This window comes from Planctopirus hydrillae, from assembly GCF_001707835.1.
GTDB lineage: Bacteria > Planctomycetota > Planctomycetia > Planctomycetales > Planctomycetaceae > Planctopirus > Planctopirus hydrillae.
Genome location: NZ_LYDR01000093.1, coordinates 1 through 10,574 on the forward strand (window position 1 = coordinate 1; position 10,574 = coordinate 10,574).

Consider the following 10,574-nt stretch of genomic DNA (forward strand, 5'->3'; position numbering starts at 1 on the left):
CAACGCCTGACTCAAACCCAACGCCGCCAAGGAGAAAGACTGCTCAACTCCTGCTGAGAAAATCGTGGACGGCGTTGTGTGCCATGCTTGCGGTTTTTGTGCCATGCTTGCGGCCTGGAGCAAGCATGCGGTATGACCCCTCGCCACACGCCATCGATTTCTACAACGCGTCACATCCAAACAAAAAATGCGACTTCAGGAAGACCTCCCGAAGTCGCATGAATTTTTGTCTTGGCAGTGAGAACTGATTCTCAACTACTATGCGGAAAAACTGCTGCCACATCCGCAGCTCTTGACAGCATTCGGGTTTTCAAACACGAATCCGCGACGATCCAATCCACTGTAGAAGTCGATGGTGGTACCATCCAGATACAACGCACTCTTCTTGTCGATAGCAACCTTAACACCATGATTTTCGATCAGATGGTCGTTGACGGGATCAGCGGCTTCTTCGAAACCGAAGTTATACTTGAAGCCACTGCAACCGCCGCCGGCAATACCGACTCGAACCAGCGTGCTTTCACTCATTTGCTGCTCGCTGATGATCCGCTGAATTTCCTTGGCGGCACTTTCGGTCAATGTGACTGGCATGTTCTCATTCCTCAATTAAGGGCATCGCTGTTTCACAAGTGAAAGCGAAATTCAGTTGCATTATACAACCCGGCGTCACAAGTCAACAAGGGGCCTTGTTTGACCGGCTGCCGGAGGGAAAGTGGCAATACAGAACCATCCACCATACACAACTTTATACGCCATTGAGCAATACGACAATCAACCAGCCTTTTTCGGATTCTCTGTGCGACCTTCTGTCAGGAATCCTTCGTAGACTTTCTGAATCTCCTCAGCAGTCGGAACTCCCGAATGAACCCATAAACCGTATCGCAGCTTGACGGTTTGCTTGGCTCCCCTGGCCGCCAGTACCACAGGCTTGGACAGCGTCATATCATTCTGATAAGACCCTTCACCAAAAGGACTTACGGTGAACAGACCGTAGTCTCGAACGTGGTATCTTCCGGGGCGGAAGTTGGTCGCGTCATCGAGAATTGTCACACCGTAAGTTTTCTCATTCACCTTTCCGGAATAATCAATCCACTGCGCTGGCTGGCCCCAGGCCTCCTTGGTTTTGGTCTTCCCGTTGGCAGTCAGGATTTTTCCTCCCTGCAGTTCCCGCATGGTCTGAGCAATTCGAACTGCGAAAAATCCTTCCTTGGTATCTCCCATCGTCACGTCATCCACCAATGGTTCCAGCACGATCTCTGCTGCAATCAGGCGGTTCCTGGTGATCGTCCACCGTGTCGTCTCTCGCAGTTGGGCCTGCCCGTCTCCATTAAGCCATTCGTTTTCGAGTCGAATCACCACCTTCTCGCCTGCCCCCTTCTCGATCGTCGCCCCGCGATTCACGATGGGCTCTCTTTCCATCCAGTGCTTGCTGTGATTCACTTCATCAATGCTGATCCACAATCCTTTATGGTGTGGATGCTCTTTTTCTCCTGGTTCAATAGGCCGGGTGAGTATGGCCCCATCGGCAGCCAGGAGTGGCCAGAAATAGGGCTTTTTCAAATCCTTGCCCAAATGCAAAGTCGTGAAGGGTTGCCCATCAATCGTAATCGCAATCTGATCTCCCTCCTGCTGAGCAACGACTCCGCCTTCAGCACCAAAAGTCGTGATTGACCCCAACGTCAGACTGCAGATCACAGCCAGGCACCAGAGAAACTGGCCAGCAGTTGGTAAAGCCCTCATTCCAGTCATCTGTTGGAACGTCATTGCCTGATCTCCCGGTTGTTCAAAATCATGGTCGTCCATCATGCAGCGGGACATGGAAGTCCCCATGGGATGCAACTGGCAACCATACCAACCTCAGCCGTCACTTTCCTCAGGAAATGCCCTTCACCACCATGAAATCGCAACAGGAATCGCCACGATTCCCACACGGGCTCAACATCACCTGTTCGTAACAAAGAGTTCGCTTCCATCCAGCGACAGATCAACCTCTGGAGGAAGCACCCTCCCGCTCTCTGCGAATGTCAGCCACTTTGAGATGAGTGATCGCCAGGTCGAGCAAGCGGAAACTTCCCGCCGGGACAGGCGATGGATAATTTTTGAGATCATAAAGAATCTGTGCCGCCTCATTCGCTCCCCCCGCTTCGAGGTCTGTCATCAACGAGGCTGCCAGAGTGGATTTGGGGTTATGAACGCGAAACTTCAGATCCTGATACACAGCATCTCGAGGGGGATACCCGGCCGCCTCAGCAATCGACCGGCATTCCTCAAGAAGTTGTAACGTAAACGCCCCACCGCCCGCCTGTACAATATCTCCCACCGTCCCCCGCATGAGGCAATTGATCCCCGCCAGCGTTGCCAGGAAGAACCACTTCTCCCACATCTCAAGCAAGATCTGGCGACTATGGACCGCAGTAAACTTCGCCCGTGAAAAAATCGGATCGATCACATCCACCCGCTCGGCCTGCTCGGCACATCGTTCTCCATAAACAAAATCGTGCACATTGCTCAAATGCACAATTTCACCAGCAGTGTTGAGCCGAGCCGAAATATGGCATTTGCCACCCAGCACATGCTGGGGACCAAACGCTGCATCGAGAACCTGCAGATGCCGCATGCCATTAAGCATGGGAATGATGAGTGTCTCTGGCCCAACGGCTGGCCGAATATCAGCGATCGACTGCTCCAGGTCATAGGCCTTGCACGTCAAAATCACGAGATCGAATCGGGCGGCAGGTTCACCCCGCTCTGCCAGCGCACGAAGTCCACTCGCAGTCAGGCAAGCAGGTGCCGGGAGAAACGCATTCCCGAAAGAACTGGCGATCGCCAAACCGGCTTGAGCCAGCTTCTGTGCGCGCGCCGGCCGGACCAGAAACGTCACATCCTCGCCCGCTTCAAGCAGCCGCCCACCAAAATACCCACCCACAGCCCCCGCACCCAAAACCAGAACTCGCATGGATTATCTAGCCTCTACCAAAATCATTTTTCATCGTTCAATCTGACGATGATCGATTCCCAGCGATCATTCAACACGAGGCAGAACTTTCGTCTCAACATCACCGGACGGTGAAACTCATTTATTTTCTGGGAAACGGTAGATTCTCAAATTTGAACGAAACCACCTGCTCCTCAGGTTGATCGATCACCTCCACAAGTAAGACCTCATCACCATGAATTGGAAGAGATTTCAATCCAGCGAAAACATGCCACCAACGTCCATTCTCGAATCGATTCGACGTGGTTATTTCATGCGGAGTACGAACTTTTCCCTCTACCTCAAAATAACGAACTTTCATCTCTTTGACATACTGCATAGAGTCTGCTGAAAATAAATAATCCGGGTAGTCTTCATAGTCATTCATATCAGGTTTAATTTTTTTCCTAAATCCTAGCTTTTTTATCAATGGGGAAGCATCATTCAATGATTTACTATCAAACAGGCCTGGAATTTCATGCACCACTCGTTTACCACCAATCAGGCAAGTGATTTCTCCTTCCATAGAAACGATCCGTGACGCCTGAAATCGTTGATTTGTAAACAGAAGAGCCAGATTGTTCTCGTCGGGCTCCACCTGGCCACTATGTCGCAGAATTTTGCAAATGTTCAGCGACTCTCCATTCACTTTATCGGTTGAATCGATCACTACCTGACCTTGATCAACCTTGATGCTATGAATTTTGATCTTCCCCATCCCGCTGAGCCGGTTGAACCTCTCTCCTTTGGCGCGAAAAACAACTCCATGGGGGACGTACTGCTTCCCTGTATTTCCGTCATCAATTCGATAGATACATCTCATGGCTGAAGCGTTCAATGTGATACCAGGCTCCAATCCCTGAGCTTCCACAGCCGGCTGAAATGGTGCACCTTGTGTGAAGAAATTCGATTCTCTGGTCTCACGCAGTTTCATTCCCGGAGCGAAATTCTTCGGTCCGCCCATAGCCATGAGCAGCATGAGACTCGAAGGAAGCTGCACCAACCTTTCTTCATCCGTTGCCGGAATGCTGGTCACAAATCTGAGTGAGCCCGGTTGTTCTTCAGTTTTCAGATTCTCAATAAGATGCTTACTGATCGTGTCCAGATCTTCAGTAAAGTTCGAAATATTGGGCCGGAGAAATGTCTGAATATATTTGATCTGATTATCAATCAAGGTTTTTAGTTTGGGAAGTTCATCAGTGCTCTTCGACAGAAGTTGAAAGCCTATTGAAAGATCTTCCCCAACCTTAACCGAAAATTGCGCAGCACTCAGATCATAAGGCCACTTCCCTTGAGTCATCGGGCTTGTGCTCTCGATCTGACCAGGGATCGAAGAGGCTTTTGATGGATCAATCACCGCTACGAGGAGGTGGGCATCTCGATCGAGTGTCGCCCACATGGGATGGGGTTTGACCGACTCACCCCCGGCAATTGCCCGCTGAATAGTCTCGACAGAACCAACTAACAGAACATCCGGCTGACTCAAATAGAATGCGCGTGAGTCTAATCGATCCACATCGGCTTCATAGAAGAGATAGTCACGATCTGCATGTTTTCTTATTTCTCCCTTTCCATCAATGGCCCGGAGATCATCATAGCTGACAGATCTATTCAGATGAAGGACACCCAGAGTGCTCTTCGTCCACTCCTCAGTTGACGATCCAATCGCTTGAGCAATCCTTGGAAGAAGGACTTCCATCGAATCTTCCGGCAGTGGTGCGGCCTTTTCTATAGCGGCCGAAATCACTTTCAATCCAATAGTGATACTCTTAATATCCTTCTGCGAAAGTGAACTTTTTCCTAAAGGCTGATCCGGGCTGACTCCAAACTTGCTGCCCAGAGAAACAACCATCGGTGACTTGTTAATCTCTGCCGAATTCACATGAATCAGCAGATCGGTATCGCGATCAAACCAGCCCATTCCGGGAAGAAATTTTTCAGTGGTCGCTTTCTCATTGCCAGCCGTTTGAGCCACGGATTCGTTACCGGGGAGCTTCTCGGCACCGATTGAAGAAGAGGTTGAAGTTGCCTCCCCCTGTGTCGAAGCAGGTTCCGGCGCTGCAACCACCGGCATTACTTCTCGACTCGATGAGCCTCGGAAGTACATGGCGGCCACTAGCGTGCCTGCAACGAGAACGAGCACGCATACACCAGCGATCAATGCGACCACTGGCGGCTTCTGAGAAACGGGCTGCCGACGAGTCTTCACTGTCGAGCTATGCCCATGAACTTTTGAGGTTGATTTTTTATGCGGTAACTTCGCTGGTGGAGAGATCGGTTCATCGAAGTCTGAACCAAAGCCCCCTTCTTCCTCTGGAGACAACCTCGCTACGAATATCGAACCACACTTGGAACATTTGACTTTCTTGCCAATTTTTTCGGCTGAAGCCAATTTGAAAGTTGATTCGCAGTCAGGGCACGAAATCCGTAGTGAGGCCATACTGTGCTCCGCTAAAGCCACTCGCCTGTTGTGTAGGACTTGAGCTTATACGTAGCACAGTAAAATGAACAGTACTGCCAGATCCGATTTTTATGAGAAAATCACCCGAGGGCACAAAGAAAAAAGCCCCCTAACCCGGCCCCATTCCCAGGTCGTAGGCCTTCAAATTCTGGCGATAGACAGCGAGTGCCGCATGCAGCGTTGAGCGGTCGATCTTCCATTGGGGATTGCCATCGGTGAATCGATTGCAGTGCTCGACCAGCAGTTGATGCAAGAACTTGAAAAGATGCCGGGGCACGCGCATTTGCGACAACGTGCTGACAAGTTCCGCTTCCGTCACACTGCTGTCGAACCAGTCGAGCAGCTTGGGCGGATTGGTACTGCCATTGGTACAAGCTTTAATCCGATCGTTCGCCAGGTCGTAAAGCGATTCCCCTGTCCACTCGAGCGAGCGGATCATATTCTGCTTATCGAGCCGCGAACGCTCGTAGAATTCGGGGTTTTCCCGGCTGAGAAAATGACTGATCTCGACAGGCAACAGCAGCTTGAAGCCCAATCCCGAATGCTTGAGAAACTTGTTATCGAACATGGGCCACATGAGATCACGCATGCGCTCGGCATTACCGTTGATCAGATGCGGCTCATCGACACGATCAACAATCACCACCATCCCGGTGAAGCCCAGCGTTCTCAGCACGCTTTGTAGCTTCGAGAGGAATTCATAGCGGTCATCACTGCGGTCCTTGGCAGGGACAGGCTGTGCCACGAGGTCTTTCGATTCAAAACCTGCCAGCACCTGCTTGAGTGCAATCAAAGGATGATTCAGCACGCGCACCTGTCGGCAAACTCGCCAGGCCAGCCACAACAATTTTGTCTGCTTGATCAGCCACGGGCCCCACGCCACCAGCAGCACCAGCCACGGCCAGGGCCTGCCCATTTGATTCAGCGAGCCGTTCTGTGCCAGCACCCCAAAGAGGACCAGCGTGGCCAGTGCTCCCAGCCCCAGTTCCCACCAGCTCACAAAGTTGGCAAACCTCAATTTACGACGCAAAGCATTCCAGCGTGTGGCGGGATGTGTACTTCGCGCCTTATCGAAAAAGGCCGCCAGCAGCAGCAGATCTCGCTTCTGCGAACGCGAAAGGCTCGCCAGTCGATCCGCATGAATCTCAAAAGCTCCCGGCTTGGACGTATGGTTCTCCTCCAGCACATCATCCACGAGCCGGGTGGTCGCTAACGACAGGATCGCATCCATATGATCCCACAGCTTCCACTGATTCAAAGCCCGCTCAGGTCGGGAAGAATGCGGGGCCACATGCTGGCGGAAGTTGTCGAGAAACGGATTGAAGTCGTCGTACTCGACCACAAACACCCGGTCATTCGGATTCCCCACATTATGCTCGGAAATCTGATCCACCACCTGCAGGCGCAGTGCCGTTTTCCCACTTCCCTTTTCACCAAACACAACGGCTGTCGATGGTTCCCCCGGGTTGCCGCAGATTTTATCCCAGGCAGGATGGAACGTCGCCTGAGCACAGAACCGCTTGAACAGCGGATCGCTCTGTGCGTCTTCCTGACTGAATGGATTCTGAGAAAGCCCATGATGTTCGAGAAACTGCTGAATCCGCATGAACAACCTTTACGGCTGGTGAATGTAAGCTCTGCAAGGCCCTCATCAACTCAAGAACTGGCACTTTCTACAGAGCGAAACATAAAACAGGGCGAAACATGATTCCGTGACTTCCCATCGCTGGCTTCCCTGACCCCGGATCATTAGGCCCTGCATCGATCCTTCGATCGAGGTCAAGCCCGTCTCCTGTCGGACACAGACTCATGACCACAGACCGACGACCATCGACGACAGAGCCCACCGGGTCATACCTTCTTTGAAGGAAAGTCGTTTGCCAGTACAACGCGCGCTCCTACAGAATACCTGTTCTGCGCAAAACATCGCCAGTGACTTGATCCGGGGATCAACCCTTGTGGAAAATTTCATACAGAATAAATTCCACCGCGAACCATGATCGTCTGTGAACCATCGAGAACCTTGTGACGCTCTCCACGGCAGCCAACACATCTTGCAGCCCGCTTCTGTGGCCCGACTGGTCGCCAGAGATCCTCTCCAGTTCGCCCAGCCAGATCCTCGTGGTACGCGTCCCGCTCGAAATCTCTCCTGACCGCCAGACATCGTTGCGGGAACTCCTTTCCACCTCGGAACTGGCACGGGCCGATCGATATCGATTTCCGGAAGTTGGTCGCCGGTTCATTGCCTGCCGGGCCGCTCTCAAAACGTTGCTGGCCACTCACATTCAAGGTTGCCATCAGCCCAAAGATATTCGGTCGATCGAACTGATCCCCACAGCCAGCGGCAAACCCACCTGGGCCGGCTGCGAGAGCGATTTCAGTGTCAGTCATTCGGGCGAAATGGCCTTGATTGCCCTCCAGCTCCCCTGCTCAACCTCCACAACAAATCACTCCCCCGCACCGTTGCGACTGGGAATTGACCTCGAACATGCGGCCCGCACGACCGATTGCCTGCGTCTGGCCCGCCGGTTCTTTGCACCCGGCGAAGTCGCCGCCCTTGAAGCTCTTCCCGCAGAAGAGGTCCAGCGGGCGTTCTTTCGCTGCTGGACGCGTAAAGAGGCCTATGTAAAGGCGATTGGCGTCGGCTTGGCCTATTCGCTGGAAGCGTTCGAAGTCCCGATTCATTCCCTTCCCCCGGGAACCAGCCACCGGGCACTCCTCGCGCATGCCGCCGACAGGGAGCAGGTGCAGCGCTGGCAACTCTTCGAAACCTCACCTCACCCGCACTACGAAGCCGCCCTTTTCCTCGACTCGCCCCACCCTCCCAAGATCACCTACGCCACCATCGATTGGGCAGAAACCAATTGGGTAAAAACATCGATTCGATAGTCCAAGACCACACACCAATTGACCCGCTGCATCCATCCATCACCACTAAAAAACTGCTGAAGTGTGCCATGCTTGCAGCTCTGGGCAAGCATGTTTCTGCGAATCTCAATATGCGAATCCTATTGCGGGAGAGTCGACACCTGAAGTTGGTGCATTCCGAAGACTCCATGCACCCTACAAAATTCCTTCGCGCCTTCGCGAGAGCCACAGCTTTGTTTCCATCAAGAAAATTGACTGATTGATGACGAAGAATGATATGATAGGGACATAAAACTCTTTCCTCTCCACCGGGAGATTCCATCCATGCAGCAGGCGTTTGAAGCGATTTACGAGAATGGGACGTTCCGGCCACTCCCTGGTGAAAATCTCACCATTTCTGAAGGCAGCCGGGTGAGGATTACTGTGGAGAATGAACCAGAACCCAAGGCCCTGGAGCTGGCTTTGAATGTCTTCGCCGACTTCACAGAATCGGAAATTCAGGAGATCGAAGAGATCGCCCTGAATCGCGATCACTTTTTCGGTTCAAGGGACGCATCCTAATGCATCCTCGAACACTTCTCGACACAGATGTGCTTTCAGGCTTGATGAAAAGAAATCAGACAGCCTTGAACCGAGCGAGAAAATATCTCAGAAGTTACCCGTCATTCACCATATCCCTGATGACTCGATTTGAGTTAATGCGTGGATTACAGGTCAAACAGGCATCAGCACAACTCGCGGCATTTGCAGTGTTCTGTGATAACAATGAGGTACTTCCGCTCAATGACAAAGTGATAGTGAGAGCTGCAGAAATCTATGCGGATCTATACCGCCGGGGAGCCCTGATCCCAGACGCCGACATTCTCATTGCAGCAACTGCAATCGAAAATAATCTCGTGTTCGCAACAAACAACGTCGATGATTTTGCCCGCATCGCCGATCTCCAGATCGACAACTGGTTAACATCGTCATGATGTCATCAATCACTCATTGAGTCGAGTTGATCCATCAAACTCCTCAATGCTTGCAGCTCTGGGCAAGCATGTTTTTGCGATCTTCGATATGCGAATCCTAGTGCGGGAGAGTCGACACCTGAAGTTGGTGCATTCCGAAGACTTCATGCACCCTACGAAATTTCTTCGCGACTTCGCGTGAGCAGCCGTGATGAGAGAGGTTTTCACTTTGTGTGGTGAGAGCCTTCACAGATTCTTCAACGCAAGGAAGCATTCGGAACCAGCGGCGATTTGAGACCTTGACCTAGTTGCTGCAGCACGTCGTCAACCTGAAGAGGTTCACACGCCTGTTCCAGTTGATCCAGAAACTGGCTTTCCCCGTCCAGTCCCAATTCAAAGCCGGGGGAGAGGGCTTGCCGGTCGCCGAAGCAGAGGGAGTAGGTGCAGTTGGCCAGATCAGGTCGCTGGACAGGAAACGCCAGGAGCAGGCGCGGCCCGCGCAAGGAAATCGACTCGGGCCGAAAGCTGGCGGCATTCATCTCGGGCGGAATACCTCCGAGCAATAGGCGGTGCTGGTTGATATTGGAAACCACGAACGACACTTCCACAGCCGATGGCTGGCCCGCAGTTGATGGCTGGCCCGATGTTAAAGGCTGGCCGGCAGTTAAGGGCTGACCGGGTTGGGCCACCCGCGTACGGAGAATGCAATCCCACGGCGAAACTCCCGCTTCCGGCACAGCTCGCTCAACCTCCACTGGAATTTCGACGTCCCTATCAGTCGCTGACTCGGCAGCGGGAAACCTCCACTCGACGGCCCCGACGGGAAGGTTGCGCGTCTCGATCAAGACCGTCCATACCCGCGAAGCTTCATCCCACTGGTCAGAAACCTGATAGGGCTCGTAACGCCTTTGAACTTCGAAGGATCCGCTCTCTTTGACTAATGCAGCCGCTGCGGAGCGTGGCAGATTCCGCACAATCCAGCCGGCTTCAGCCGCGATCGACGGTGCGATGAGTGGCTCTTTCTTTGCAGGATCTTCAACTTCCACGCGCAGATCGCGCAGGTCACTCCGGCAGGTGGAGAGAATCTCAGGGCTCAATTCGACCAGCAGCCACACAGGCGCATGGAGTGAAGCATCGGCGGGAGATTCTGCCGCAGAATCAGCTCGTAAACTCTCCACAGCGGCCCGCACATCGAGGGGGAGTTTTCTAAATTTGGCCACTGCAGGAGATGACTTCGAGCCGGTCGATGACACCGGCCCTGCCATGGGAGTCACTGATGTCTCACACCCGGACACCAGGCTCAAGACCAGACCGCACC

The 10,574-nt window shown here is 52.7% G+C and carries 9 protein-coding genes and 1 pseudogene; 3 read left to right on the forward strand and 7 right to left on the reverse strand.

Going from position 1 to position 10,574, the window contains the following annotated elements:
* Positions 1-258: 258 nt before the first annotated feature.
* From A6X21_RS11360 to A6X21_RS11380, 6 genes and pseudogenes are all read right to left on the reverse strand, one after another.
* A complete protein-coding gene (locus tag A6X21_RS11360) occupies positions 259-591 on the reverse strand; it encodes a HesB/IscA family protein (protein ID WP_068847953.1) in 333 nt (110 codons plus the stop codon).
* A 180-nt stretch (positions 592-771) separates the two neighbouring features.
* The gene (locus A6X21_RS11365) at positions 772-1,818 is read right to left on the reverse strand and encodes a DUF6807 domain-containing protein (RefSeq protein ID WP_165603774.1); all 1,047 of its coding nucleotides are present in this window, start codon (positions 1,816-1,818) and stop codon (positions 772-774) included.
* Between the two features lie 166 nt (positions 1,819-1,984).
* Positions 1,985-2,956 (reverse strand): ketopantoate reductase family protein, encoded by a 972-nt coding sequence (locus A6X21_RS11370; protein ID WP_068847957.1) that lies wholly within the window; start codon positions 2,954-2,956, stop codon positions 1,985-1,987.
* 121 nt (positions 2,957-3,077) lie between these two features.
* Positions 3,078-4,895 carry a hypothetical protein gene (locus A6X21_RS11375; RefSeq protein WP_240490241.1) on the reverse strand — a complete coding sequence of 606 codons (1,818 nt, stop codon included), beginning with the start codon at positions 4,893-4,895 and terminating at the stop codon, positions 3,078-3,080.
* Between the two features lie 414 nt (positions 4,896-5,309).
* Positions 5,310-5,414: pseudogene (locus A6X21_RS25555) on the reverse strand (zinc-ribbon domain-containing protein); the annotation flags it as partial.
* 130 nt (positions 5,415-5,544) lie between these two features.
* Positions 5,545-7,041 carry a hypothetical protein gene (locus tag A6X21_RS11380; RefSeq protein ID WP_068847961.1) on the reverse strand — a complete coding sequence of 499 codons (1,497 nt, stop codon included), beginning with the start codon at positions 7,039-7,041 and terminating at the stop codon, positions 5,545-5,547.
* Positions 7,042-7,460: 419 nt separating this feature from the next.
* On the opposite strand from A6X21_RS11380, the gene A6X21_RS11385 reads away from it, so the two are divergent.
* From A6X21_RS11385 to A6X21_RS11395, 3 genes are all read left to right on the forward strand, one after another.
* Positions 7,461-8,324 (forward strand): 4'-phosphopantetheinyl transferase family protein, encoded by an 864-nt coding sequence (locus A6X21_RS11385; RefSeq protein ID WP_068847963.1) that lies wholly within the window; start codon positions 7,461-7,463, stop codon positions 8,322-8,324.
* 303 nt (positions 8,325-8,627) lie between these two features.
* Complete coding sequence (locus A6X21_RS11390) at positions 8,628-8,864, forward strand: antitoxin family protein (RefSeq protein ID WP_068847965.1); 237 nt, start codon at positions 8,628-8,630, stop codon at positions 8,862-8,864.
* Positions 8,864-9,277, forward strand: coding sequence for a type II toxin-antitoxin system VapC family toxin (locus tag A6X21_RS11395; RefSeq protein WP_068847967.1), 414 nt, complete (start codon positions 8,864-8,866; stop codon positions 9,275-9,277). The genes A6X21_RS11390 and A6X21_RS11395 overlap by 1 nt, the downstream gene beginning before the upstream one ends.
* Positions 9,278-9,513: 236 nt before the next feature.
* On the opposite strand, the gene A6X21_RS11400 is transcribed toward A6X21_RS11395, so the two are convergent.
* A complete protein-coding gene (locus tag A6X21_RS11400) occupies positions 9,514-10,530 on the reverse strand; it encodes a hypothetical protein (RefSeq protein WP_131818300.1) in 1,017 nt (338 codons plus the stop codon).
* Positions 10,531-10,574 lie beyond the last annotated feature (44 nt).

What these genes read in the sequence shown, in the direction of transcription:
- A6X21_RS11360 (WP_068847953.1), bottom strand. Translation starts at nt 591, where the DNA reads ATGCCAGTCACATTGACCGAAAGTGCCGCCAAGGAAATTCAGCGGATC.
- A6X21_RS11365 (WP_165603774.1), bottom strand. Translation starts at nt 1,818, where the DNA reads ATGTCCCGCTGCATGATGGACGACCATGATTTTGAACAACCGGGAGAT.
- A6X21_RS11370 (WP_068847957.1), bottom strand. Translation starts at nt 2,956, where the DNA reads ATGCGAGTTCTGGTTTTGGGTGCGGGGGCTGTGGGTGGGTATTTTGGT.
- A6X21_RS11375 (WP_240490241.1), bottom strand. Translation starts at nt 4,895, where the DNA reads ATGGGCTGGTTTGATCGCGATACCGATCTGCTGATTCATGTGAATTCG.
- A6X21_RS11380 (WP_068847961.1), bottom strand. Translation starts at nt 7,041, where the DNA reads ATGCGGATTCAGCAGTTTCTCGAACATCATGGGCTTTCTCAGAATCCA.
- A6X21_RS11390 (WP_068847965.1), top strand. Translation starts at nt 8,628, where the DNA reads ATGCAGCAGGCGTTTGAAGCGATTTACGAGAATGGGACGTTCCGGCCA.
- A6X21_RS11395 (WP_068847967.1), top strand. Translation starts at nt 8,864, where the DNA reads ATGCATCCTCGAACACTTCTCGACACAGATGTGCTTTCAGGCTTGATG.